This window comes from Agathobaculum sp. NTUH-O15-33 (assembly GCF_033193315.1).
Taxonomy (GTDB): Bacteria; Bacillota; Clostridia; order Oscillospirales; family Butyricicoccaceae; genus Agathobaculum; species Agathobaculum faecihominis_A.
Genome location: NZ_CP136187.1, coordinates 172,550 through 197,272, shown reverse-complemented (window position 1 = coordinate 197,272; position 24,723 = coordinate 172,550). Strand labels below are relative to the sequence as shown.

Annotated in this window: 20 protein-coding genes; 16 read left to right on the top strand and 4 right to left on the bottom strand. The window is 58.0% G+C overall.

All coding sequences use genetic code 11. The annotated features are described in order from the left end of the window. The first annotated feature begins 15 nt into the window (after nt 1-15). The 7 genes from RWV98_RS00995 to RWV98_RS00965 all read left to right on the top strand — a co-directional run bounded on the left by RWV98_RS00995 (nt 16) and on the right by RWV98_RS00965 (nt 7,531). Nucleotides 16-1,068, top strand: a complete 1,053-nt coding sequence (locus RWV98_RS00995) for a zinc-dependent alcohol dehydrogenase (RefSeq protein WP_317863184.1) — start codon at nt 16-18, stop codon at nt 1,066-1,068. Between the two features lie 17 nt (nt 1,069-1,085). After that, nucleotides 1,086-2,072 (top strand): Gfo/Idh/MocA family protein, encoded by a 987-nt coding sequence (locus RWV98_RS00990; RefSeq protein WP_317863182.1) that lies wholly within the window; start codon nt 1,086-1,088, stop codon nt 2,070-2,072. A gap of 53 nt (nt 2,073-2,125) precedes the next feature. After that, on the top strand, nt 2,126-3,127 hold the full coding sequence (locus RWV98_RS00985; RefSeq protein ID WP_317863180.1) for a substrate-binding domain-containing protein: 1,002 nt from the start codon (nt 2,126-2,128) through the stop codon (nt 3,125-3,127). An 80-nt stretch (nt 3,128-3,207) separates the two neighbouring features. Continuing rightward, entirely contained in the window at nt 3,208-4,698 is a 1,491-nt protein-coding gene (locus RWV98_RS00980; protein ID WP_317863178.1) for a sugar ABC transporter ATP-binding protein, read from the top strand. A 13-nt stretch (nt 4,699-4,711) separates the two neighbouring features. Beyond that, nucleotides 4,712-5,692 carry an ABC transporter permease gene (locus tag RWV98_RS00975; RefSeq protein ID WP_317863177.1) on the top strand — a complete coding sequence of 327 codons (981 nt, stop codon included), beginning with the start codon at nt 4,712-4,714 and terminating at the stop codon, nt 5,690-5,692. Nucleotides 5,693-5,707: 15 nt separating this feature from the next. Beyond that, nucleotides 5,708-6,535: a sugar phosphate isomerase/epimerase family protein gene (locus tag RWV98_RS00970; protein ID WP_317863175.1), complete on the top strand. Its 828-nt coding sequence runs from the start codon at nt 5,708-5,710 to the stop codon at nt 6,533-6,535. A 15-nt stretch (nt 6,536-6,550) separates the two neighbouring features. Continuing rightward, nucleotides 6,551-7,531 carry an aldo/keto reductase gene (locus RWV98_RS00965; protein WP_317863173.1) on the top strand — a complete coding sequence of 327 codons (981 nt, stop codon included), beginning with the start codon at nt 6,551-6,553 and terminating at the stop codon, nt 7,529-7,531. Nucleotides 7,532-7,606: 75 nt separating this feature from the next. Here RWV98_RS00965 and RWV98_RS00960 read toward each other — a convergent pair whose 3' ends face one another. Further along, on the bottom strand, nt 7,607-9,919 hold the full coding sequence (locus RWV98_RS00960; protein ID WP_317863171.1) for a L,D-transpeptidase family protein: 2,313 nt from the start codon (nt 9,917-9,919) through the stop codon (nt 7,607-7,609). Nucleotides 9,920-10,117: 198 nt separating this feature from the next. Between RWV98_RS00960 and RWV98_RS00955 the strand changes: the two genes are divergently transcribed. Further along, nucleotides 10,118-11,401, top strand: a complete 1,284-nt coding sequence (locus RWV98_RS00955; protein ID WP_317863169.1) for a lysozyme inhibitor LprI family protein — start codon at nt 10,118-10,120, stop codon at nt 11,399-11,401. 297 nt (nt 11,402-11,698) lie between these two features. Next, nucleotides 11,699-13,060 carry an esterase/lipase family protein gene (locus RWV98_RS00950; RefSeq protein WP_317863167.1) on the top strand — a complete coding sequence of 454 codons (1,362 nt, stop codon included), beginning with the start codon at nt 11,699-11,701 and terminating at the stop codon, nt 13,058-13,060. A 52-nt stretch (nt 13,061-13,112) separates the two neighbouring features. On the opposite strand, the gene RWV98_RS00945 is transcribed toward RWV98_RS00950, so the two are convergent. Beyond that, complete coding sequence (locus tag RWV98_RS00945; RefSeq protein WP_280963493.1) at nt 13,113-14,465, bottom strand: alanine/glycine:cation symporter family protein; 1,353 nt, start codon at nt 14,463-14,465, stop codon at nt 13,113-13,115. A gap of 256 nt (nt 14,466-14,721) precedes the next feature. On the opposite strand from RWV98_RS00945, the gene RWV98_RS00940 reads away from it, so the two are divergent. Together RWV98_RS00940 and RWV98_RS00935 are read left to right on the top strand one after the other, a co-directional pair. Further along, entirely contained in the window at nt 14,722-16,470 is a 1,749-nt protein-coding gene (locus RWV98_RS00940) for an FtsW/RodA/SpoVE family cell cycle protein (protein ID WP_317863165.1), read from the top strand. A 4-nt stretch (nt 16,471-16,474) separates the two neighbouring features. Further along, on the top strand, nt 16,475-17,851 hold the full coding sequence (locus RWV98_RS00935; protein ID WP_317863163.1) for a penicillin-binding transpeptidase domain-containing protein: 1,377 nt from the start codon (nt 16,475-16,477) through the stop codon (nt 17,849-17,851). A gap of 344 nt (nt 17,852-18,195) precedes the next feature. Here the strand turns inward: RWV98_RS00935 and RWV98_RS00930 are convergent, their stop codons facing one another. After that, nucleotides 18,196-19,209: a LacI family DNA-binding transcriptional regulator gene (locus RWV98_RS00930; RefSeq protein ID WP_317863161.1), complete on the bottom strand. Its 1,014-nt coding sequence runs from the start codon at nt 19,207-19,209 to the stop codon at nt 18,196-18,198. Between the two features lie 302 nt (nt 19,210-19,511). On the opposite strand from RWV98_RS00930, the gene RWV98_RS00925 reads away from it, so the two are divergent. The 5 genes from RWV98_RS00925 to RWV98_RS00905 all read left to right on the top strand — a co-directional run bounded on the left by RWV98_RS00925 (nt 19,512) and on the right by RWV98_RS00905 (nt 24,352). Continuing rightward, the gene (locus RWV98_RS00925; RefSeq protein ID WP_317863159.1) at nt 19,512-20,477 is read left to right on the top strand and encodes a sugar ABC transporter substrate-binding protein; all 966 of its coding nucleotides are present in this window, start codon (nt 19,512-19,514) and stop codon (nt 20,475-20,477) included. A 33-nt stretch (nt 20,478-20,510) separates the two neighbouring features. Further along, nucleotides 20,511-22,010, top strand: coding sequence for a sugar ABC transporter ATP-binding protein (locus RWV98_RS00920; RefSeq protein ID WP_317863157.1), 1,500 nt, complete (start codon nt 20,511-20,513; stop codon nt 22,008-22,010). Beyond that, nucleotides 22,003-22,956: an ABC transporter permease gene (locus RWV98_RS00915; protein ID WP_280963487.1), complete on the top strand. Its 954-nt coding sequence runs from the start codon at nt 22,003-22,005 to the stop codon at nt 22,954-22,956. The genes RWV98_RS00920 and RWV98_RS00915 overlap by 8 nt, the downstream gene beginning before the upstream one ends. 22 nt (nt 22,957-22,978) lie before the next feature. Next, nucleotides 22,979-23,998 (top strand): inositol 2-dehydrogenase, encoded by a 1,020-nt coding sequence (gene iolG / locus RWV98_RS00910; protein ID WP_317863155.1) that lies wholly within the window; start codon nt 22,979-22,981, stop codon nt 23,996-23,998. A gap of 150 nt (nt 23,999-24,148) precedes the next feature. Next, complete coding sequence (locus RWV98_RS00905; RefSeq protein WP_317863153.1) at nt 24,149-24,352, top strand: hypothetical protein; 204 nt, start codon at nt 24,149-24,151, stop codon at nt 24,350-24,352. Nucleotides 24,353-24,366: 14 nt separating this feature from the next. Here the strand turns inward: RWV98_RS00905 and spoVAE are convergent, their stop codons facing one another. After that, entirely contained in the window at nt 24,367-24,723 is a 357-nt protein-coding gene (gene spoVAE, locus RWV98_RS00900; RefSeq protein ID WP_280963484.1) for a stage V sporulation protein AE, read from the bottom strand.

Here is a 24,723-nt window from a genome sequence, read left to right as displayed (position 1 = left end):
CACAGGAGGAAATATATGAAAATAAAAGCGGTGCGCATGCACGGTGCGATGGATCTACGCATGGACGAGGTCACGCTGCCGGAGCTCAAATCCAATCAGGTACTAATGCAGATCAGGGCCTGCGGCATCTGCGGTTCGGACATCGCCTGCTACGAAGGCCGGTCGGTAGAGGGTCGATATGATATCGCCCCCTACATCCCCGGCCATGAGTTTGGCGCGACGATCATCAAAATCGGCGAGGAAGTCAAAAACTTCTCGGTGGGTGACAAGGTGACCGGCGACTGCACCATGGGCTGCAATGCCTGTGTTAACTGCAAAAACGGGCTGATGCCCTCCGCCTGTCTGAACACGATCGATGCAGGCTTTCGTCCGGACAGCCCGGGCGCCATGGGCGAATACATGATCATGAACGAGGCCAACATTCATAAGATCCCCGACGATTGGAGCTTTGAAGAGGCCGCGCTGGTAGAGGCGTTCGCCATTGGTTATTTCGGCGTATGGGGCAGGGGTGGCAGCGTGGATGCAACGGACGATGTTTTGATATTTGGCGCGGGTACGATCGGTGTATGTGCTGCGATAACCGCCAAAGCGTCGAGCTGCAAAGTGATCATTGCCGATCCCGTAGCGTCCCGCCGGCAAAAGGCGCTGCAATTCGGCGCGGATATCGCTCTTGACCCCTTATCTGACGACTTTTTCGAGCAGGTGTTATATCACACAGGCGGGCACGGCCCGACGATCACGATCGAAGCCGCTGGTAACTCAGCCGCCGCCGCGGCCGCTATCAAAGCCGCCGGGCAGTGCTCCAAGATCCGCTTCATCGGCATTAATATGAAGCAGCTGCCCGTTATCCCTTTTGATATCGTCAGCAAAAACCTGACGATCGCAGGCTACAGCGGTACCGAGCATTTTATGACGCGCACGATCAAATTCTTGTCTCGTATCAAGGACCGGTACGACCTACAGTCCATGTGCACGAAATATTTCGAATTTAAGGACACGGTCCAAGCGTTCGATTACGCAGCAAACAACAAGGAAGATAATCTAAAGGTAATGATTCGCTTTCCGTGAAAGGAGTGAACAACAATATGCGTTGGGGCATTATCGGTTCCGGAACCATTGTAACACAATTTGTTAACGACACAAGGCAGCTTAATGATACCGAGCTTGCCGCGCTCTATTCCCGATCTGCGGAAAAGGCGGCGCGCTTTGCCGCACAACACGGTATAGGTAAAGCCTATGCTTCATTGCAAGAGATGCTCGCCGATTCCACGATCGAAAATATCTATATCGGGGTGCCCAACAACCTGCACCTTGATTATGTGCTGCAATGTGTGGCTGCCGGTAAAAATGTTTTATGTGAAAAGCCAATGGGCATTAATCAGACGCAAGTCCAAACAATGCTGCAAGCCGCCAAACAGAACCATGTGCTGCTGATGGAAGGCATGTGGACGCGTTTTTTCCCCGTAATGCATACACTGCGCGGTTGGTTTGCGGACGGCACGCTGGGGAACCTGCGCGCAGCCAATATTTCGCTTGGCTATAATGCGATCGCGGCGGGCGAAACAGCAACCTGGCGGTTCGACCTAAAATCTGGCTTTGGCGCGCTGATGGACATGGGAGTATACGGCGTACACTTTGCGCTCGACCTGTGTGGTGGCGCCGCGCCTACCACGATACAAGGGGCGGCTCATATCGCAAACGGACTAGACTACTATAATAGCTATCTGCTGAATTTTGGCGGCAAACTCATTTCGGCCTCCTCCTCTATCGTCAACGATACGGATCTTACCGCCAAAATTTATACTGACAAGGGCGAGGTGGAGATCGGCTCGCCGTGGTGGTATCCCACCGACATTTCGCTTTCTCTCATAAGCGGCGAAAAAAGAACGATTCGTTTTCCCCGCGAAGCCGACGGCCTGCATTACGAGGTACAGGCGTTCGAGCAATGTGCACAGCGAGGGCTGACCGAATGCCCGCTGTCCTCCCACAAAAATTCACTACAGGCAATCGCAATCATGGACGAGCTCCGCAAGCAATGGCATGTACGGTATCCGCAGGACGATCAGGCGTAATGCTGCACAATCCGTGTCGGCAGCGCCCCATTTAACGTAAGGAGGAACCATTCATGAAAAAGCATATCGCCATTTTATTATCCCTCACACTTTCGCTCACCGCGCTACTGAGCGGCTGCGGCCAAGCCGGGGGCAACTCCGCCTCAACCGCCGACAGTGCCGATGCCGACTCGTCCGCCGGCGGACAAACCTATAAAATCGGCGTTACCATGTCAAGCCGCGATCAATTCCTATCCACTCTGGAAAAGGGCATTTTGGATGCGGCGGCCGCTGCCGGCGATTTTGAGATCGAAACTTTTGATGCCAATAACGATGTGCAAAAGCAGTACGAACACATCAACACTTTTACCAGCAAGCAGTTTGACGCGATCGTTGTCAATTTGGTCGACACGAATACCGGCGCCGAGGTACTTAAAATGGTAGGCGATATTCCGGTCATCTTTGTCGACCGGCGCCCCGCCGAAGAACTGCTCGTGGAAAACAAGACCTGCTATGTCGGCGCGGAAGAATATAAAGCGGGCCAATTCCAAGGCGAATTCCTAAGCGAATTTTTTAAAGACAAGTCTGATAAAACCATCCGCTACGTCATGTTCAAGGGTACGCTAGGACTAGAGAACACCGAAAACCGCACACGCGGCGCACTGGAAACGCTGGAAAAGAGCGGCTTTACATTGGAACAGGTTTTTGAAGACACTGCAAACTTTGATCGCTCGATGGCGTTGGACAAGATGAACACCCTGCTGGGAACCGGCAAAGAATTCGACTGTGTGATCGCCAACAATGACGAAATGGCGCTCGGCGCGCTGGAAGCCATGAAACTGGTCGGCAAGGATCTCAAGGCGATCCCGGTCGTCGGCATTGATTGCACCGACGTAGCTGCTGCAGCGATCAAAGCGGGCGAAATGGCTTGCTCGATCTATCAAAACCCTGCCGAAGTCGGCGCGGCATGTTTCGCGCAAGCGTTCGACGTGGTGACGACCGGCAAAATGAGCGTTTTTAAAGACGTTCCTTTCCAGCCGGTCACTATTGATACTATCGACACGGTTCGAGGCTGAAAGGCGCCCCGGCGGCTGCCCCGCCAATGCGGGGAAGCCGCCGGGAACACATGCAAACGATGACGGGAGGCTGATGACGAATGGATGAGTATATTCTAGAGATGCAGGGCATCTCCAAACATTTCCCCGGCGTACAGGCACTGCGCGACGTACAGCTTCGGATCCGTCCCGGAACAGTGCATTCTCTGATGGGGGAAAACGGCGCGGGCAAATCCACCCTGATGAAATGCCTGTTTGGTATTTATAGACCGGATGAAGGAACCGTGCGCTTTCTCGGCAAAGAAGTGCAGTTTACCAACACGCTTGGCGCACTGCAAGCCGGTATTTCCATGATCCATCAGGAGTTGTCCCCCATTCGGGATAGAGCCGTGTGGGAAAACTTCTGGATCGGGCGCCAGCTGAAAAAATACGGTCTGCTGACCGATGACAAACGGATGATCGCTGAAACCACGGCACTGTTCGAACGGCTGCACATCCAAATTGACCCCAAAGCAAAAATGGGCGATCTGACCATTGCAAAAATGCAGCTTGTGGAAATTGCCAAGGCGGTATCTTACAACGCCAGCGTTGTCATTATGGACGAGCCGACCTCGGCCCTAACGGTAGCCGAGACTGAGCAACTGTTTGACATTATCTCGCAGCTCAAAGAACAAGGCGTTGCCATCATTTATATTTCACATAAGATGGAGGAGATTTTCCGCATATCCGACGAAATCACCGTATTGCGCGATGGGCAATATATCGCCTCACATCACGCGAATGAACTGGATACCGACCGGCTGATCGCATTAATGGTGGGACGGACCATGGACGACATGTTTCCTAAGGCGGAGTATCCCATCGGCGACGTGGTAATGAAAGTAGAAAACCTCGCTTGTGAAAAATGCTTTTCCGGCGTGTCGTTCGAGCTGCGCCGGGGCGAAATTCTTGGTTTTGCCGGTCTAGTCGGCGCAGGACGCACCGAAGTGATCGAGACGATCTTCGGCGTGCGACGCAAAGCCGCCGGTACAATCACTCTATTTGGACAACAGACCGAGATTAACACACCGCGGGACGCGATCAAGCACAAGTTGGCACTCGTAACTGAAGACCGGCGCGGAACAGGCATTATCCCTGTGCTTTCGGTCGAACGCAATATTACCATATCCAGCACGAAAAACTATAGAAAATACGGCCTGCTTAATGTCCGGAGCATGCGGGAGCACTCTCAGGCATATGTGGAAAAGCTCAATGTACGCACGCCCTCGCTGGACACAAAAATCGAAAACCTCAGCGGCGGCAACCAGCAAAAGGCGCTCGTCGCGCGTTGGCTGCTTACCAACCCCGATATTCTCATGGTAGATGAACCAACACGTGGCATCGATGTGGGCGCAAAAGCAGAGATTCATTCATTGCTGTCCAAAATGGCGGGCGAAGGCAAAGCTATCATCATGGTGTCATCCGAAATGCAGGAGGTTTTGGCCGTAAGTGATCGTATTCTGGTCATGCACGAGGGAAAGATGTCCGGCATTGTAGATCGGAAAGATTTTTCGCAGGAAAAGATCATGAAGTATGCTGCCGGTCTGAATTAAGGGAGGAAATTACATGAACAAAAAGCAGCGGATCGGCAAGCTTCTAGACGAGTATTCCATTCTGCTGGTGCTGGTGGTGTTCGTGTTGGGGCTCAGTCTAGCAACGCCGAATTTTCTTACCGTAACCAATATTATGAATTTACTGTCTGCAGAATCGGCGCGCGGCCTGCTTGCGCTCGGCGTGTCCTTCTGCATCATATCAAAGGGCATTGACCTATCGCTCGGCTCGGTTATTGCGGTTGCCGCCGTCGTTTCCGCCAGTCTGGCACAGGATGCGGCCGCCGGCAGTCTATTTTTTCCAAACTTACCCCATCTACCGCTGTTCCTGCCCGTTGTAGCCGGTCTGCTTGCCGGCGTACTGTTCGGCCTGATCAACGGTTTGCTGGTTGCCTACACCCACATCCCTGCGTTTATTGCAACGCTAGGCACCATGACCGCCGCGCGCGGTGTCGCGCTGCTGTATACCAATGCCTACCCCATTTCCTATTTACGTGAAGATTTTAAGCTTCTTGGGCAGGGAAAGATTGGTGCGATCCCCTGTCTGGCGATTGTTCTTCTGGTATTCGCGTTGCTAGCCTGGCTGTTGCTGAACCGCACCAGCTTTGGGCGCAATATTTATGCGATTGGCGGCAACGAAACCGCGGCGCGTGTCGCGGGCGTACCGGTAGAACGGTCGTTGGTAGGCATTTACGTATGGTCGGCGCTGACCGCCGCTGTGGCCGGTATTTTGATCGCGGCGCGATCAGGCTCGGCCATTGCTTCGCTCGGCATGAGCTATGAACTGGATGGCATCGCAGCCGCGACTGTGGGCGGCGTCAGTCACAGCGGTGGCGTGGGCAAAATAAGCGGCATTGTCACCGGTATTTTGATTCTCGGCGTCATCAACAACGGCCTGTTGATCCTTGGCGTATCCCCATATATTCAACAGATTATCAAAGGCTGTATCATCGTCGGCGCAGTCGTGTTCGATATGCGTAAGGCCAATCGTAGATAATGGAAGGAACCTAATATGAAAATTTGTTACAACCAAGCGACCATGATGAAACACTCTACTTTAGAACTGGATCTAGCGTTTTGCGAACAACATGGCTATGATCTTATCGAGATCCGAATCGACATGCTGAAGGATTACTTAACACGGCACACCGCGGCCGAACTGGCAGCGTTTTTTTCCGGCAGTCACTTGAAACCCTATGCCTTTAACGGACTCGAGTGTATCAACTACCGCAATGCCGCCGACTATGCCGCGATCAAGGCCGATTTAGCGTTCGTCTGCGGGCTGGCGGACAAGCTTCACTGTCATATGGTCACAATGGACCCTTCTTTCGACGTTGGGCACCTGACAATCGGCGAAATCCAAACCGAAACCGTAAACGTCATTTGCGACCTAGCCGCCGCGGCCGAGCCTTTTGGCGTAAAGCTGGCCTTTGAATTTATTGGTCATCCGCAGTGCTGCATCAACACCTTTGGGCAAGGTTACAATATTGTACAGGCAATTAATCGGCCCAATGTCGGCCTTATCCTCGATTTGTTCCACTTTCACGCCATGGGCTCGTCGCTTGACGATCTACGCCGTGCCGATCTGGACAAAATATTCATGGTACATATCAACGATGTAGAAGATCTGCCGCGCGGAGCCTGCACCGACAGCGATCGGCTTTGGCCGGGCGAAGGGGCGATCGATACCGACGCGATTTTGCGGATCTTATGCGAAAAGGGATATGACGGTGTCTATTCCCTCGAATTGTTCCGCCCCGAATATTGGGAAATGGATATTGAGCAGGCGATCCAGACCGGTTATGACAAAACCGCAGCGGTACTGCACCGGTACTATTGACAAGGGAGAATTTATATGAAGTATGCAAACATAGAGGGCGTTCAGCTTCCGGTTTCCCGCATGATATCGGGAACAGCACAGTACGAAAACTGGATGCGCGAAGAGCCGTTGTTCGAAGTTTTGGATGCGGCAGTCGAATTGGGCGTCAACGCCATCGACTCCGGGCGCGAATACGCGGACGGCGCTTGTGAAAAGGCGATCGGTAGTTGGTTGCGCGCACGCGGCAACCGCGATCAGGTCGTTTTAATCTCCAAGGGCGGGCATCACAACGCGATCCGCAAGCGCGTTACGCCATACGACGTGACAGCCGACATCATGGATTCACTTGCGCTGCTCGGCACAGACTACATCGATATTTATATGCTGCATCGCGATGATGAGACCATGCCGGTCGGCCCGATCGTAGAAATGCTGCACCGTCATTGGGAAGCGGGCCGCATTTGTACTTATGGCGCCTCCAACTGGTCACTACAACGTATTCAGCAGGCTAACGAATACGCCAAAGCACACGGACTGCGTCCGTTTCTGGTTGCCAGCCAGCACTTTTCGCTCGGCGAGCAAATGGACGATCCCCACGGCGGCGGCTGTATTTCTATGACAGGCGACGCTATGCAGGCTGCGCGTGAGTGGTTCGCCACGCAGCATATGCCGTTGCTGGCGTATTCCAGCCTATGTATGGGGCTATTTTCCGGCCGTTTTAACCGAGAGAATTATAAGCGGCTGTTTGAAGAGGGCGCATTGCCTGAACCCTGTGTGCGCGCCTACTGCTGCGAGCAAAACTTTGCACGGCTTGACCGAGCGGCAGCTCTCGCAGTACAGAAGGGCGTCAGCACGGCAGCGGTTGCGCTGGCATATGTGATTCATTGCTCCGATTACTATGGCTTTGATATTTTTGCGCTGGTCGGTTCCGCGAATGCCGCCGAAGTAAAGGCTAACGTCGACGCGGTCAATCTAGAGCTGACACAGGCCGAGGTTCATTGGTTAAACAACGGCTGACGCTATGCCATTAGACATAAAGATCCCGCCGGACACCCGGCGGGATCTTTATATGAGTTATTGGTTATCAAAGACTTAGAAGATCGCCACCGTCGTGCCGACGGGGATGTTGTTGTAGATCCACTGTACGTCTTGATCATACATGCGGATACAGCCGTGCGAGATCGGGTAGCCGATGCTGGCGTCGCTGATGGTGGTGGTGCCCGGATAGTACAGGCGGGAGTGGAAGGCGTAGCCCGTGCCGGGATAGAAGCCGACGACCGGCTTTACCGTATAGGTGGAGGTGGTCCAGCCACCCGCCGATTTATACGACACCGTGGTAAGGCCCGTGGGCGTGGCCGTGGCCGAAGCGCCGGTGCCGACCAAGAACGACTTATGCAGCTTCCAGTTGCCCTTGGAGCCGGTGAACACGTTGACGTGCTGGTACGCCCGGTTGATCCAGATCAGGTAATTGGAATTCGACGAATAGCCCTTGGCGTTGACGAACACTTCCTTTTCATAAGGCTGGTAATCGCCGTCGATCGCGTATTTCGCGGTGTAGTTGCCCTTATAGGTCGAGGATACCAATTTGAGCACGCGGTCCACGTCGCGCTGGTAATACCATTCGTCCGAATAGTTTTCGATCGGTACGGTCTTTTCAGCGGATACCTGCTCGGTTTCGCCGGTGGAAGGATTGTAATAGGTCAGCTTAAAGCCCATGGTCACGCTTTTCTGCATGTTCTTGGTGAAGGTGAAGTACGAGGTGTGGCGCGAGACCGTATCCGAGGATAGATTGAACGAATCGTTGCCAAAGCCCTCGATCGGCTTGCCATCCTGATACCACTGGGCCGAACAGACCTTGTTCGCGGACACTCCGGTGAACTTCACCTGCGTGGTGAGCGAGCCGCCCGGCTTGACGGAGGTCGGCACGCCCATTTCGACCGCCACGCCCGCGAGGCCTTGGTCGATGGTCTCGGTCTTGGAGGCGGCTTCCAGCTTTATCTCGCAGTCCACAGCCTGTGTATCGACCGATTCCGCCTTGCCCTTGCCATCCACCTTGCTGCCGCGGCCCGCGACAACCATGTCGCCCACCTTGCCGTTCAAAGTCAGCTTGGTGTTCAGCGCGGTATGGGTCAGGCGCACGGAATCCACGTCGCCGTCCATCACGATCGTGTTGCCCGCGCCGGACACGATCAGCGTGTCCGCGTCGATCGAATACAGATGGATGGTGCGGCCGGTGGCCGTGATCTCTACGTTCTTAGCGCTGCCGGAAAAATCGACCGCGCCGCCCTCGCCCGCGAGCAGCAGGGCGTCGGTCTCGGAATCCTCGGACAGGGCGAGCGAGGCATAGCCCTTTTCATCGGCGGCGATCATGGGCATGGAGGAGCCGGACGCGGTGAACTGCATCCCCTCCGCGCCGCGCAGCACGATGCGGCCGCCCGCATTGACGCCGCTTAGATTGACCGAGGTGGTCGGGCAGACGAACACACGGTCGCCGTCCGGGTCGAGCGAGGTCAGATCGGCGGCGGGCGCGGAGATAAGCGCACCGCCGGAAAGCATCGATAGATCATCGTTTTCCGCGGGGAAATTGGGAACGATGCGCAGCAGCATGGTCACGAACTGCGCGCGCGTCAGCTTATCGTTCGGCGCAAGCGTGGTCGCCGTGTCGCCCTTGACGATGCCGGCCGCGATCAGCGCGGACGCGGCGTTTTTTTGCTCCGCCGTCATGCCGGCGGCGTCGGTAAAGGTGGAAAGTACGTCAAGATCGGGCTCCGCGCGCTCGTATACAAAAGCGCGGGCCAGCATAACGAACGCTTCGGCGCGGGTCGCGCCGATCTCAAAGCTGCGGCTGTCCTTGCCGTCGATCAGGCCTATGTAGAGCGCCTTGGCCAGATCGTTCCGGTACCAAGCGTTCGCGGGCACGTTGGTCAGCCCGGAGATATCCGCGGTCAGCGACGTGCCCAGCGCGCGGTTCATAATCACGAGCGCTTCCACGCGTTTGACGATCTGGTCGGGCATCATTTTGCCGTCCGAGCCCTTTAGCAGGCCAAGCTCGGTCGCGCGGGTGAGCTGCGCCTCGGCCCAGTGCCCGGCGATATCCGGGAACAGCGGTTCGGGTTCGGGCTCGGCCGGAGGCTCGTCCGCAGGGGGCGCGTCCTCTTCTCCTGTTTCGTTCTCTTCCGCCGGGGTCTCGCCATTCGGCGTGCCTTCCGGCGCGGTCTGTTGCTCTTCAGGCGTATCGGTCTTATCCGCGTCCGGTTCCGTGGTTTGCGGCGTGTCCGCCAGCGGGGCGGACAGCCCTGCGGCCGGGTCGGTATCCAGTGTGGCGCCGTCCGTTTCTAAGGCGGCGGCCGCGGTGGAAAACAGCAGCATTGCGGCGAGCAGCGCGCTCATCAGTCGTCTGTTCAAGGTGGGGTGCTCCTTTTACTCATATGATATCTCTATTGTACGGGGGGGGCTGATAGCTTGTCAAGCGGTTTGCAGAGCATTTTCGTCTCGATTTCCCACCTTTTTCCGCGCATGAAACGCCGTTATTTACATTTGCGGCCACACATGCTATACTAAGGAAGCATTTATAAAGTATCTCTTTGAGGAGGAGACCGTTTCATGCTTTGCAAAAACTGCGGCAGGGAGCTGCCGATCTCGGGCAAATTCTGCCCATTTTGCGGTGCGCCGACCGAACAGACCGGCGTAGACGACGAGACCACCTTTTTCACCCCGCTTTCGGAGGATGATTCGCCGATCGACACCGCCGCGTTTGACGCCGCTTTTACCGAGGAGCAGCGCTCGGCCCACGCTTCCGCCGGCATGCCGGAAAAGGAAACCGCCGCGCCTAAGGCGCAGCCTTCCCGGGGCGAAACGCCGCCCGCCCGCCGAAACGCGTCCGCCGCGCCGAACGGACCGCGCACTACCTATTTTGAACAGCCGGATCGGGATAACCAGCCCTATAAGAAGCCGGGCGCGGGCAAAAAGGCCGCGATCGTCGTGCTGGTGATCGTGCTGATCGCCGCGGTGATCGGCGGCGGCGTGTGGTTCGTCCTGTCGCGCAAGCCTGACGAAAACCTGACGCTCGCCGAAAAGTATATGAATCGCGGCAAGTTTTCGGACGCGTTGGACGCGTACAAGGCCGCGCAGACCGAAGCCAAGGACCCGACCGCGATGCAGCTGATCATCGACCAGCTGGGCGACTATCAGGACGCGCAGGATTATCTGGACGCTGGCGAATACGAATCCGCGCTCGCGCTGCTCTCCCGCTTGCAGGAGCGCATCACGGATAAGACCTCGCCGCTCGCGGACGCGGTCGAGGATATGATCGCCAAGGCCAAATCCGGCCAGAGCGACAGCAAGTTTGCTTCCGATCTTCAGCAGGCCACCAGCTATATCGACGACAAGAAATATGACGCGGCCGCCGGTGTGCTCGATTCGCTGTCGGCGGACGATTCGCTCACCTCGGACCAGAAGAGCCAAGTCGATAAGCTGCGGGAGCGCCTGACGGAAGAGCAGGCCGCCGCCAAGCGCCAAGAGGAAAACCAGCAGGCCCAGCAACAGCAGAAGCAGACCTTTGTCGATCAGATGGATAAGCTGGAGGAATCGGACGGCAAGATCACCTCCGCCGAAACGATTGAGGCCCAGCTCGACGCGACCGCCACCTCGTTTGAGGCATGGGACACGCTGCTTGCGGATATGTACACCTATCTGGAGACCGTGCTCAGCGCGGACGCCTATGCTTCCGAGGAGGAATCCTATAACGCATGGGTAAAGGAACGCGACGCGGGCGCGGAAAACGCCGCGAAGGACGCGGCGGACGAAACCGCCGGCAAGCTCGCCAGCGCCAGCTTCAAGCAGAGCTACACCAAAACGCGCTGCTATAAGCTGCTTGATTTAATGTAAGCACAACTGGAAAGAAGAGCTGTCGGAAAAGTCCTCACGCCGCAGCGTGCATAAAATAGGATTTTGACGCAAACGGCGAAATCCATAAAAAGCCGCGACATGTGCGCGGCTTTGCTCTCATTTAATCGCCGCACGGCGGCGGTCAGTGGATAGAGGCCTACGGGCTATACAAACCGACTTCAAGTGCGCCTGTAAGGCGCGCGCAGAAGCCGGAATACTCGATCGAAATGGGGCTTTGTTTCGATCGAAGGCTGTCGAAAAACTAGTTTTTCGACAGCCATAAAGAGGGGGATACATATGGAGATACTGAAGCGTAGTCTGCGCGTTTTGGGGCTTTTGCTTTTGGGCAACTATTTTTTGCTGTGCACCTATGCGCTGCGCCTGCCCGCCTTGGGGCAGACCGCGCTGCTGCTCGCGTTGCTTGCTTTTTACCTGTGGTTTTCCATTCGCCCGCGGGCGGCGCGCGCGCCGTCGCGGCGGCTGCGGACCATGATCGGCGGATACGAGATTTTGCTGTGCTCCTTTTGGGCCATTTTTCTCGAAAGCATTTTATACACCGCGCTTTATACGAGCGGCGCGCTGGTGCGGCCGACGGACAGCGCGCCCGCTTGGGTGCCGCTGCTGGTCAACCTGATCGTCTTTGTCCCGGTCATCGGCCTGCTGCTGGTAAACGGCTTTTTCCGGGTCGTGCTCACCTCGGCGCGGCTGCGCATCGTATGGCGCGTGATGCTGCTGCTTTTCTGGTGGGTGCCCATCCTCCATCTGTTTTTGTTCTACCATGTGCTGAAAAGCGTGCGGGCGGAATACTATTTTGCCCTTGGCAGACAAGAATTAGAGCATACCCACGCCGAAAACGAGGACTGCCGGACGCGCTACCCGCTGGTGCTGATTCACGGCATTTTCTTCCGCGATTGGCAGTGGGTCAACTATTGGGGCCGCATTCCCCGCGCGCTGTCCCGCTGCGGGGCGACCATCTTTTACGGCCGCCAGCAGTCCGCCGCGCCGGTCGCGCGCAGCGCGGAGGAATTAGCCGCCCATATCAGCGCGATTGTGGAGAACACGGGCTGCGAAAAGGTCAACCTGATCGCCCATTCCAAGGGCGGGCTGGACAGCCGCTACGCGATCACGCGGCTGGGCCTTGCCGACAAGGTCGCCTCGCTCACGACCATCAACACCCCGCACCGCGGCTGTATTTTCGCCCAGCATCTGCTGGATAACTTGCCCAAAGGCGTGCTACGCCAGATGGAGCGCAAATACAACGGCCTGTTTCGCAAGCTGGGCGACGATTCGCCTGATTTTATGGGCGGCGTGCGCGACCTGACCAGCGAAAACTGCAAGGCCTTTAACGAGCAAACGCCCGATATGCCGGGCGTTTTGTACCAAAGCGTGATGAGCGTGATGAAGGCCCCGCGCAGCGCGGGCTTTCCCCTGAACCTGACGTGGCACTTGGTCAACAAATACGACCGCGAGCCAAACGACGGGCTGGTCGCCAGCTCCTCGGCCCCATGGGGCGACTTTCTCGGCGAGCTTCCGGCGCCCCAAAAACGCGGCATTTCCCACGGCGACATCGTGGATTTGATGCGCGAGGACATTCCGGGCTTTGACGTGCGCGAGTTTTATACGGGCATTGTCAAGGATCTCAAGGCAAAAGGGCTTTAAAACAGAAAAAGCGCGCGTCGCAGATTTTATTCTGCAACGCGCGCTTTCTATTTTAAAGTTCGTTATCCTTGCCCTTGGTGATGCGGACGACCAGCCCGGATAGGGCGAGCAGACCGATCAGGTTGGGAATGACCATCAGGCCGTTGAACATATCCGACAGGCTCCACACCAGATCGACCTTGAGCCCGGAACCGAGGATGATGAAGAACACCACGATCACGGCGTAAACCTTGACGGCCTTTTTGCCGAACAGGGCCTTGACGTTGGTCTCGCCAAAGAAATACCAGCCGATAATGGTGGAAAACGCGAAGAACAGCATGCAGATGGCGATGAAGGCATTGCCGAACGAGCCAAACGTCGCGTTGAACGCCGACTGCGCCAGCACGGCGGCGGTCTCACCATTGCTCCACAGACCGGAGGAGATGATGACCAGCGCGGTGAGCGTCAGAATAATAAAGGTATCGATAAACACGCCCATCATGGCGACCACGCCCTGATCCTGCGGCTTTTCCACCTTGGCCAGCGCGTGCGCGTGCGGGGTCGAGCCCATGCCGGCCTCGTTCGAGAACAGGCCGCGCGCCACGCCGTAGCGCATCGCCTTCTGCACGGAAAGACCGATTACGCCGCCCGCGATGGCCTGCGGATCGAACGCCATGACAAAGATCTGCTTGAACGCGAAGCCGACCGCGGAATAATTCATCACCAGAATGACCACACAGCCGATGATGTACAGCGCCGCCATCAGCGGCACGACCTTTTCGGTAAACGCCGCGATACGGCCCACGCCGCCGAGAAAGATAAACGCTGCGATCACCGCGCACACAACGCCCACCGCAAGGGCGGGCACGCCGAACGCGTTTTCAAACGCGCCGCCGATCGAGTTGGACTGCACCATGTTGCCCATAAATCCGAGCGCCAGAATGATGGCGACCGAGAAAAAGCCCGCGAGAAATTTGCCGAATTTGCCCTTGAAGGCCGCTTTGATGTAATAGATCGGGCCGCCGGTTACCTGCCCGTCCGCGTCGGTCGTTTTAAACTTCTGCGCGAGCACGGCCTCCGAATAGATCGTACTCATGCCGAAAAACGCCGATACCCACATCCAGAAGATCGCGCCCGGGCCGCCGGAAGCGATCGCGGTGGCCGCGCCCGCGATGTTGCCCGTGCCGACCTGCGCCGCGATAGCGGTCGTGAGCGACTGGAAGGAGCTCATGCCCTCCTTGCCGGCCTTGTCGCCCTTCAGCGAAAAGCCGCCGAACAAGCGGCGCATGCCCTCGCCAAACTTTCGGATCTGGATAAAATTCAGCCGGATGGTAAAGTAGATGCCCGTTGCGATCAGCAGAAACAGCAGCGCGTAATCCCACAAAAAGGAATTCACTGTCGTAACGATGGTTTCGATTACTTTCATGTTCTGTATTTTCCCCCTTTTTTCATTTGTTGCCGCAAACATATTCAATATAGCATCCAAAGGCGCGGCCTGTCAACCACAGTGGGATAAAACGGTAGTTTGTTAAAGTTTTTCACACGAAAGCCGCCTGCCAAAGTTTGCTTTGCGTTCACCCTACCGCTTGACAAACTGTGCTATAATAATGTTTATTGGTTGCACTGGTCCGCGCGGCGCGCCGCGCGGCTATCCCGGCACGCAGATGGGAGGAAAAAATGATATGAACGACGCGCTTCAGCGTCTTTTGGATACGCTCACGGCATTTCTCAGCGAAAATCCCTTGGTGGGCGCGTGGTATACGACCGCGGCGCGGTTCGTGTTTCCGCTGCTCGCATTGATGATTCTGGTGGGCGCGATCCGCTCGCTTTGGAAGGTCAAGCATCCGGACGAGGTCTGGGCCTATCTGGGGCTGACGAACGGCGTACGCCTGCCGGTCACCCATTGGGAAAATATTATCGGCCGCGCGCCCGCGTGCGACCTGCAAATGGAATACCCCTCCGTTTCCCGCCAGCACGCGGCGCTGATCCGCGAGAACGACGGATCATGGACGGTGTACGATCTGGATTCCAAGGGCGGCGTGCAGGTGAACGATCTGGACGTGGACGGGTACGCCGTGGTGAACGACGGCGATACCCTCACCTTCGGCGGCGTTCCGGCCGTGCTTATCCCGGTCGGCGCGGAGGAAAAACGCGCCCAGATCGCCGAGCGGCGCGCCGAGGGACGGCCCGCGGGCATGTGGGGCGCGCTGGTGCTGCTCACCCTTTTTCAGGTGATGACCGCGCTGCAGCTCATCATCGCCGCGGGCGATAAGGCGACCACCGCCATCCCCCTCACCTTTCTGGCCTTTACCGCGGTGTGCTGGGGCTATTTTATCGTGCTGCGCTCGTTCCGGCGGATCGGCTTCGAGATGGAGACCATCGCCTTTTTCCTGTGTACGCTTTCGCTCGCGGTGACGGGCTCGGGCGCGCCGAAGGAGCTGCCCAAGCAGCTCGCCGCTATCCTGATGGGCCTTGTGATCTTTCTGATCCTAGGCTTTTTCCTGCGCGACCTGACGCGCACCCAAAAGGTGCGCTGGGTAATGGCCGCGGGCGCGATCGGCCTGCTTGCCATCACCTTGCTGATCGGCAAGGAGGTCTACGGCGCCAAGGCGTGGATCGTCATCGGCAGCTTTTCGTTCCAGCCCTCCGAGCTGGCCAAGATCTGCTATATTTTCGCGGGCGCGGCCACGCTGGACCGCCTGTTCCAAAAGCGAAACCTGACCATGTTCATCGTGCTGACCGCCGTGTGCGGCGGCTGCCTTGCGCTGATGAACGATTTCGGCACGGCGCTCATCTTTTTTGTCACCTTCCTTGTGATCGCTTATTTGCGCTCGGGCGATTTCGCCACGCTGGCGCTGATCTGCACGGGCTGCGGCCTTGGCGGCCTGATCCTGCTGAAGATGAAAACACACGTGGCGGCCCGTTTTGCCTCTTGGGGCCACGTGTGGGAGGATGTGTACGACAAGGGCTTTCAGCAGACCCACGCGATGACGGCCGCCGCTTCGGGCGGCATGATCGGCGTGGGCGCGGGCAAGGGCTGGCTGACCGGCGTGCCCGCCGCGGATACCGATCTGGTTTTCGCCCTTTTGTGCGAGGAATGGGGCCTTGTGATCGCCGTGCTATCGGTGCTTTGCATCCTGACGCTGGCCGTGTTCGCCGTGCGCGCCTGCCGCGCCGGGCGGTCCAGCTTTTACACGATCGCGGCCTGTGCCGCGACCAGCCTGCTTGTTTTCCAGACCTGCCTGAACGTGTTCGGCGCGGTCGATATCCTGCCGCTGACCGGCGTGACGCTGCCCTTTGTGTCGAACGGCGGCTCGTCGATGCTGTCGGCTTGGGGCATGCTGGCCTTTTTGAAGGCGACGGACACGCGGCAGAACGCCTCGTTCGCGGTAAAGCTCGTTTCGCGCCGCGAGCTGCGCGGGGAGGGATGACAACATGCGTAAAATAGAAAAAAGAACTGTTTTTTGCCTGATCCTGACCGCCCTGCTCGGTCTTGGCCTTGCTTTGTTCTGCTTCCGCTTTGTGATGGACGGCGGCGACTGGGCATCCTACCCGTATAACCGCCACCTGTACGACAATCAAGGGCGGCTCAAAGGCGGCGTGATCCTAGACCGCGACGGCGACGTGCTTTCCCAGCCCGCGGCGGACGGTTCGGGCCGCACCTATTATCCCGATTCTTCGGTGCGCAAGGCCACGCTGCACGCGGTGGGCGATCAAGCGGGGTTCATCGGTTCGGGCGCGCAGACCGCCTTTGCCGATAAGCTTTCCGGCTACAACCTGTTTACCGGCGCTTATTCGCCGCTCGGCAGCGGCAACTACCTGTATCTGACGATCGACGCGTACCTCAACAACATCGCCTATCAGGCGCTGGGCGGCAACCGCGGCACGGTCGGCGTATACAATTACAAGACCGGCGAAATTCTCTGCATGGTATCCACGCCGACGTTCGACCCCGCCGATCCTCCGGATATCGCGGCGGACGATCCCGCGTGGGAGGGCGTGTACGTCAACCGCCTGCTTTCCGCCAACTCAATCCCGGGCTCCATTTTTAAGGTGGTCACGCTGAACGCCGCGATTGAGAACATCCCCGACCTGTTCCAGCGGCACTGGACGTGCACCGGCTCGGTCGATATCGGCGGCGACGCGGTGACCTGCCCCTTCGCCCACGGCGAGCTCGATATCGAATCCGCGCTCGCCAACTCCTGCAACGGCGTATTCGGCCAGCTCGCGGTCGAGCTGGGCGGTAAGACCATGGATAAGTATACGGACGCCGCCGGCCTGACCACCGCGATCAAGGTGGACGGCGTTCAGACCAGCAAAGGCAGCTTCTCGTTCGACGGCACCGACCATCAGCTTGCTTGGGCGGGCGTCGGTCAGGACCGGGACGCGATGTGCCCGATCAATATGATGCTGTACATGGGGGCGATCGCAAACGGCGGCAAGGCCGCCATGCCGCGCCTGATCGAGAAATCCTCGACCGATTACGGCCTGCCGACCGGCGTATATTTCCCCAAAAAGTCCGGCAAGCTGATCGAAGCGGACACCGCGAACACGATCGCCGATATGATGCACAACAACGTGCTTGCGACCTATGGGCAGGACCGTTTCCCCGGCATGGACGTGTGCGCCAAGTCGGGCACGGCGGAAATCGGCGCGGACAAAACGCCAAACGCCTGGTTCACCGGCTTCTTGCGCGACGCAAGCACGCCCTACGCGTTTATCGTTCTGGTCGAGCAGGGCGGCGGCGGCTCGTCCGTCGCGGGCACCATCGCCTCGCAAGTGCTCACCGCCGCGGTGGAAAAAGGCTACTAAACCTGTGGGTTCGCCGTATTTTTAACACCATACAAAAAAGCCAGCGCTTCGGCGCTGGCTTTCAGTCTGTCGAAAAGGTCCTCGCGCCGCAGCGCGCATAGAAAGGAAAATGGAGCGAAGCGACGTAAAATCCGTTTTTTCGGGGGCGTGTACCTCGAAAAAACACCTCGACCCGCGCCACCGGGCGCGTAATCCGGGGGTATCGAGACCGGTTTCTCCGGAACTGGTCGAGTATCTAGGGGGCATTGGATGCCCCCTAGACAGCGTGTCGACAAAGTCGACACGCTGGAAGCCAGCGCCGAAGCGCTGGCTTTTTTGTATGTTCTGAGATTGTGGGCGCGTTTTTAAGCTTTGGCCTGCGCGGTGGACGCGCGCTCGACCAGCGTGACGGTCAGCTCGGTCTTGAGCACTTCGCTGCCGCCGTGCGCGATCATATCGAGCAGACGCTGGACGGCCAGCTCGCCCAAGCGGGCGCGGTCGACGCGCATCGTCGTGAGCGGCGGATCGACAAAGGTGCTCATCGTGCCGTCGTCAAAGCCGATGATGGAGATATCCTCGGGCACGCGGTAGCCCGCCTGCTGCAAGGCGCGCTCGCACCCGGCGGCGACAATGTCGTTGGCCGCGAAAAAGGCGGTCGGCAGGTCGTCCATTTCGCGCAAGTGGCGGTGCATTTGCTCGGTCGCCTTGTCGAACAGCAGATCGATCTGAATCAGGTGTCTGGGATCGACCGGCAGCCCCAGCGCTTCCATGGCGCGCAAAAAGCCTTCGTTGCGCGCCGGAACGCCGCCGATGTCAAAGGAGCCTTGCAGGCAGCCGATCTTGCGGTGGCCCAAGCGGTACAGGTATTCGACCGCGTGAAACACCCCGTCGGTATTGTTGATGCTGACCGCGTTGATCGGCATGTTGGGGAACCGGTTGTCCACCGAAACGAGCGGCAGGGAAAGCTTTGTCAGCGGTTCGGCGTCGCCCGCGCGCAGTTCGCTGCCCAGCAGGATGACGCCCGCCGCGCCCTGCGTTTCCTCGAGCTGGCGCAGCAGCGGGAAAAAGTGTTCGTCGTCCGCGTTGGTCACGCTCAGGCTATAGCCGGAAAGGCGCGCCTTTTGTTCCGCGCCGTTTAGGATACCGGCGAAAAAATCCTCGTTGCGCTCCTTCATATGCTGGGCGGACTGGTAGCGGATGAATTTGATATCGCCCTTGCCCGCGGGATCGGGCAGGTTGCGGATGGTATAACCGTTTTGAACGAGCAGCGCCGCGACGCGTTCACGCGTTTGCTTACGCACACCGGCCTTATTATTCAGCACCAGCGACACGGTGGAGATCGCCACACCGGCCTGCTCGGCAATATTTCGGATCGTCAAGGCGTTAAGCCCTCCTTTATCATGTGTCCTGCTATTACTATAATCCATTATATCCAAAATGTCCATATTGTTTGAACATAAATCGAAATTTTTTATTTATTTCAATTTGTCATTCTTGCGAACACGCTTATATAACAAGCTTTTGAACAGTTTATGTTCAAAATTATTAGCTATTTTGCCATTATTGACAAAGCGTGCCCTGTGTGATTTAATGTATATATCAAAATTAGTCGAAATATATCGAATTATTTTGATTAATTTTCAATGCGCACGATCAAAAAAACTAGGAGGAGGAAAGGAACATGTTAAAGCAGAAGAAAGGATTTTTCGCAGGCATTCTGGCGGCAGCCATGTTGCTCGCCGCGCTGGCCGGGTGCGGCGGAGCCGGCACGGGCGACACCGCCGCGGCTGCGCCCAAGGTGGGCGTGGTGCTCAAGTCGCTTTCCAACCCGTTTTATGTGACCATGGAGGAAGCGATCGACGCAAAAGCGCAGGAGATTGGCGTTCAGGTAATCACACAGGCTCCCGAAAAAGAGACCGACGCGGAAAAACAAATGCAGATCATCGAAAACCTGATCACGCAAAACGTTTCCGCCCTTATTCTAACGCCGAACGGCTCCACAGAGTTGGTGCCCGCGATCAAAAAAGCGAATGACAAGAACATCCCCGTCATCGTTGTGGACACCCGCATCGACGAAGAGGCGCTTGCCGCGGCAGACGCGCACATTGAATGCTTCATCGGTTCGGACAACTACTTTGGCGGCGAAACGGCAGCCGAAGAGCTGTCGAAGGCGCTGGGCGGCGCGGGCAAGGTCGCGGTACTAGAAGGCATCAGCGGACACGAATCCAGCGTTTCCCGCGTCGGCGGCTTTACCGATAAAGTAAAGGAGCTTGGCGGGCTTGAGATCGTCGCCTCGCAGCCGGCTGATTGGGATCAGGAAAAGGGCTATACCGTATTCCAGAACATCTTGCAGGCCAACCCGGATATCACCGGCCTGTTTGCCGCAAACGACATGATGGCGCTGGGCGCGGTCAAGGCGATCGAGGATATGGGCAAATCGTCACAGATTACGGTGATCGGCTTCGACGCGACGGACGACGCCAAGAGCGCCATCAAGGACGGCAAGATGCTGGGCTCGATCGCGCAATCGCCGGATAAAATGGGCGCGATCGCGCTGGAAACCGCGAAAACCTATCTGGAGACCGGTTCATGCGAAGCCGAGGTGCCGGTCGACGTAACCATGCTGTCGGGGGACGATATCCAATAGGCCTTCGGCATGGCTGGTGGAAGGGGTGAAAAGATGGACCCGAACGAAATCGTATCCATGCAGCATATCACAGTGGAATTTCCGGGCGTGAAGGCGCTGGACGACGTATCCTTTTCGCTGCGGCGAGGCGAGGTACATATCCTGCTGGGCGAAAACGGCGCGGGCAAGTCCACGCTCATGAAGGTGCTTTCCGGCGTATACAAACGGAACGCGGGCACCGTAAGGGTGGACGGGCAAGAGGTACGGTTTGCCGGTACGCGGGACGCGATGAACGCCGGTATCAACATCGTGCATCAGGAACTGAACCTGATCCCCTATTTAACGGTGGCGGAAAACATCTTTTTGGGCCGTGAGCCTAAAAAAGCGGGCGTGATTGATTGGAAACGCCTGTATCGGGAAACGGACGAGATCCTGCGGCAGCTCGGCGTGGCGCTGCACGCAAAGGATATGCTGCGGTCGCTCAGCGTGGCGCAGCAGCAAATGGTCGAGATCGCCAAGGCGGTCAGCCAAAACTCCAAGGTCATTATATTGGACGAACCGACCTCGTCCCTCACCGACCGGGAGATCGAAAGCCTGTTCCGCATCGTCCTCGATCTGAAGGCGCGGGGCGTGGGCGTCGTCTATATCTCGCACCGGTTCGAGGAGATCAAACGCATCGGCGACCGGGCGACAATCATGCGGGACGGCCGCTATATCGCCACCGTGGAGGTCGCGAAAAAAACCGTGGATGAAATGATCGGCATGATGGTGGGCCGCGAGTTGACCGAACTGTTTCCCAAAACTCCGGTGGCGATCGGCGAAACGCTGCTGGCGGTGCGCGGTCTTTCGACAAGGGACAAGCTACGCGACTGCTCGTTTGTCGCGCGTCGCGGCGAAATACTCGGCATTGCCGGGCTGATGGGCGCGGGCCGCACCGAGCTGGCCCGCGCGGTGATCGGCGCGGACCCGGCGAGCGCGGGCGAGGTGTGGCTGAACGGCCAAAAGCTGACCATCCGCAGCCCGGAGGACGCGGTGCGCCACGGCATCGGCCTGCTGCCCGAGGACCGCAAAAACCACGGTCTGGTGCTGGGCATGAGCGTCGGTGAAAACATCACACTGGCAAACGTTTCAACGATCCTGCGCAACGGGCTGATCAGCCGAAAGGCGGAAAGGGCGCTCGGCGCGCAGTATGTCGACCAACTGCGCGTGAAAACGCCGCATTTACAGCAAAAGGTGAAATTTCTTTCAGGCGGCAACCAGCAAAAGGTGGTCATCGCCAAGTGGCTGACAACCGAGGGACAGGTGCTGTTTTTTGACGAGCCGACGCGCGGCATCGACGTGGGCGCAAAGGCGGAGATTTATAAGATCATGTGCGAGCTGGCGGGACGCGGCATGGCGGTCGTCATGATCTCAAGCGAGCTGCCCGAGGTGCTCGGCATGAGCGACCGCATCCTCGTGATGTGCGGCGGCGCGATCGTATGCGAAATGACCCGGGCCGAGGCGACGCAGGAAAAAATCATGTACTATGCGACAGGGGGCGGAAAAGATGAATAAAGCAGCGGGAAAAGCAGGGTTCCGGCTGAGCAGTATCCCAAACAATGTCATGATCCTGCTCGGTCTGGCGGTTCTATGCGCGGTCATGAGCCTTGCCTCCCCATTTTTCTTGACGCCGGATAATCTCATCAACGCCGTTTTGCAGGCCGCCATTAACGCAACGCTGGCCTGCGGCATGACCTTTGTCATCTTGACCGGAGGGATCGACCTTTCGGTCGGCTCGATCGTGGCGTTTGCGGGTGTGATCCTCGGCATGCTCCTCAAGGCGGGCGTGCCCGCGCCCGCCGCGCTCCTCGGCTGTGTGGCGGTCGGCGCGCTGTGCGGCGCGTTCAACGGCCTGCTGGTCACACGTGTGGGCCTGCCGCCCTTTATCGCAACGCTCGGATCGATGAGCATCGCGCGCGGACTGGCCCTGTATCTGACGGACGGCCGCTCCATTTCAGGCTTCGGGACGGGCCTGAGCGGTATCGGCAGCGGCACGCTGCTCGGCGTGCCATGGATGATCGTTATCATGGTGGTCACCTTTGGCATCGGCATGTTCCTGCTGCGCTTCACCCGCGCGGGCCGTTATATCTATGCGATCGGCGGCAATGTGGAGGCGACCCGCCTTTCCGGCATCAACACCGGGCGGTACACCGCGCTCGTCTATATCGTGTGCGGCATAACGGCTGGTATTGCCTCCGTGCTGCTCACCGCAAGGCTGGACTCGGCCCAGCCGGTGGCCGGTCAGGGGTACGAGCTCAACGCGATCGCCGCGACCGTTATCGGCGGCACCAGTTTAGACGGCGGCGAAGGCCGCCTGTCCGGCACCATCATCGGCGCGCTAATCATCAGCGTGCTCAACAACGGCCTGAACCTTTTGAACGTGTCCTCGTATATTCAGCAGATTGTGATCGGTCTGGTCATTATTCTGGCGGTCGCGGGCGACAAGCTCAGAAGCAAGTAGTTAGCAAAAGGGAGGAAACGCCATGAACAAACCGATTCGGGTCGGCATTCTCGGCCTTGGGCGCATCGGCAGAATGCACTTGCAAAATATTTTGACCATGAAGGAGTACGAGGTCGTCATCGGCGTCGACCCGTTTTTGACCGAGCAGACCGAACGCGAGCTGCGCGGGCTGGGCCTTCCCCAGTGCGGCAAGGACCCGCAGGCCGTGTTCGGCGACCCGACGATCGACGCGGTGGTGATCTGCTCGGTCACCGAAACGCATTCGGATTTTATCATGCGCGCGGCCGAGGCGGGTATGGATATTTTCTGCGAAAAACCGATCGACCACGATGTCGGCCGGATCGTGCAGGCGCTGCGCGCGGTGCGCGACGCAAACGTCGTTTTACAGGTGGGCTTCATGCACCGCTTTGACCGGCACCACGGCGCGCTGCGGCGCGCCATCGCGGAAGGCCGGATCGGCAAGCCCGAGGTGCTAAAAATCATTTCGCGCGACCCCGCGCCGCCGAGCATGAAATACATCCGCGAATCCGGCGGCATTTTCGTGGACTTCATGATCCACGATTTTGACATGGCGCGCTTTTTGATGGGCTGTGAGGTGACCGAGGTTTTCGCGACCGGCACCTCGGTATGCGACCCGGAAATCGCGGAAAACGGTGATTTCGGCAGCGGGCACGCCATTCTGCGGTTTGCAAACGGCGCGCTCGGCGTGCTGGAGACCAGCCGGCGCTGCACCTTCGGGCATGACCAGCGCATCGAGGCGCTCGGCTCCAAGGGCTGTGTGATGGATGATAACGAGTACGAAAACAACGTGCGTCTATTTGGCCCCGAAGGATATACGGGCGCCAAGGTGCCGTGGCATTTCCCGGAGCGCTACAAGGAAGCGTATTTCGTCGAACTGGCCGACTTCGCGCAGGCGGTCCGCAACCGCGCCGCCCCGCCGGTGGATGGATTCGACGGCCTGCAAGCCGTACTGATCGCCGAAGCCGCAAACCGTTCGGCTAAAACAGGCCGGTTCGAGGCCGTTCAGACCGTAGTGGTTTGACCCTTTGCCATTCTCATCCTTCTTCATATCGCAAGGCGCCGGTGCACGCACCGGCGCCTTGCAATTTTGTTTTCAGCGGTATAAGTCCGGTTTATGGGACAAGCTATTTGCTATACTGAAAGCATCCTAAAGGAAGCGGAGGTTTTCGGTATGCGGAAACGGTTATGTACACTGGCGCAGGGCTGCGGGGCGGGGCTGCTGTTTTTCACGGCGGCCGCGTCCGATATGGGCACGGCGAGCGTGGCGCAAATCGCCTTGGGGCTCGCGTCGGCCGCGCTTCTGCTCATGATCGGCACAATCGGCAAGCGGTATGTCTCCCGGCCGCGCCGCCGCGCACGGCGCGCGGCGGCGTAAGCTCTTTTCACCTTTCAGCTTTTGCTCTTGGGGCGGCTGAGCAGGGCGAACAGACAGCCGAATACGATCGCGGCGGCAATGCCGCCCGCGGCGCCGGTCACGCCGCCCGTCAAAATGCCGAGCGCGCCCTGTTCGGCGACCGCCTTGGCAACGCCCTTGGCCAGCGAATAGCCAAAGCCCAAAAGCGGCACGGTCGCGCCCGCGCCCGCGTAATCCACGACCGGCTGATACAGGCCAAGGGCTTGCAGCAGCACGCCCAGTACAACGAGCGATACCAAAATGCGCGCGGGCGTAAGCTTGGTTTTATCAATAAAAACTTGACAGATCGCGCAGATCAGCCCGCCGACCCAAAATGCGTTCAAATATTCCAT

What these genes read in the sequence shown, in the direction of transcription:
- RWV98_RS00995 (WP_317863184.1), top strand. Translation starts at nt 16, where the DNA reads ATGAAAATAAAAGCGGTGCGCATGCACGGTGCGATGGATCTACGCATG.
- RWV98_RS00990 (WP_317863182.1), top strand. Translation starts at nt 1,086, where the DNA reads ATGCGTTGGGGCATTATCGGTTCCGGAACCATTGTAACACAATTTGTT.
- RWV98_RS00985 (WP_317863180.1), top strand. Translation starts at nt 2,126, where the DNA reads ATGAAAAAGCATATCGCCATTTTATTATCCCTCACACTTTCGCTCACC.
- RWV98_RS00980 (WP_317863178.1), top strand. Translation starts at nt 3,208, where the DNA reads ATGGATGAGTATATTCTAGAGATGCAGGGCATCTCCAAACATTTCCCC.
- RWV98_RS00975 (WP_317863177.1), top strand. Translation starts at nt 4,712, where the DNA reads ATGAACAAAAAGCAGCGGATCGGCAAGCTTCTAGACGAGTATTCCATT.
- RWV98_RS00970 (WP_317863175.1), top strand. Translation starts at nt 5,708, where the DNA reads ATGAAAATTTGTTACAACCAAGCGACCATGATGAAACACTCTACTTTA.
- RWV98_RS00965 (WP_317863173.1), top strand. Translation starts at nt 6,551, where the DNA reads ATGAAGTATGCAAACATAGAGGGCGTTCAGCTTCCGGTTTCCCGCATG.
- RWV98_RS00955 (WP_317863169.1), top strand. Translation starts at nt 10,118, where the DNA reads ATGCTTTGCAAAAACTGCGGCAGGGAGCTGCCGATCTCGGGCAAATTC.
- RWV98_RS00950 (WP_317863167.1), top strand. Translation starts at nt 11,699, where the DNA reads ATGGAGATACTGAAGCGTAGTCTGCGCGTTTTGGGGCTTTTGCTTTTG.
- RWV98_RS00945 (WP_280963493.1), bottom strand. Translation starts at nt 14,465, where the DNA reads ATGAAAGTAATCGAAACCATCGTTACGACAGTGAATTCCTTTTTGTGG.
- RWV98_RS00940 (WP_317863165.1), top strand. Translation starts at nt 14,722, where the DNA reads ATGAACGACGCGCTTCAGCGTCTTTTGGATACGCTCACGGCATTTCTC.
- RWV98_RS00935 (WP_317863163.1), top strand. Translation starts at nt 16,475, where the DNA reads ATGCGTAAAATAGAAAAAAGAACTGTTTTTTGCCTGATCCTGACCGCC.
- RWV98_RS00925 (WP_317863159.1), top strand. Translation starts at nt 19,512, where the DNA reads ATGTTAAAGCAGAAGAAAGGATTTTTCGCAGGCATTCTGGCGGCAGCC.
- RWV98_RS00920 (WP_317863157.1), top strand. Translation starts at nt 20,511, where the DNA reads ATGGACCCGAACGAAATCGTATCCATGCAGCATATCACAGTGGAATTT.
- RWV98_RS00915 (WP_280963487.1), top strand. Translation starts at nt 22,003, where the DNA reads ATGAATAAAGCAGCGGGAAAAGCAGGGTTCCGGCTGAGCAGTATCCCA.
- iolG (WP_317863155.1), top strand. Translation starts at nt 22,979, where the DNA reads ATGAACAAACCGATTCGGGTCGGCATTCTCGGCCTTGGGCGCATCGGC.
- RWV98_RS00905 (WP_317863153.1), top strand. Translation starts at nt 24,149, where the DNA reads ATGCGGAAACGGTTATGTACACTGGCGCAGGGCTGCGGGGCGGGGCTG.
- spoVAE (WP_280963484.1), bottom strand. Translation starts at nt 24,723, where the DNA reads ATGGAATATTTGAACGCATTTTGGGTCGGCGGGCTGATCTGCGCGATC.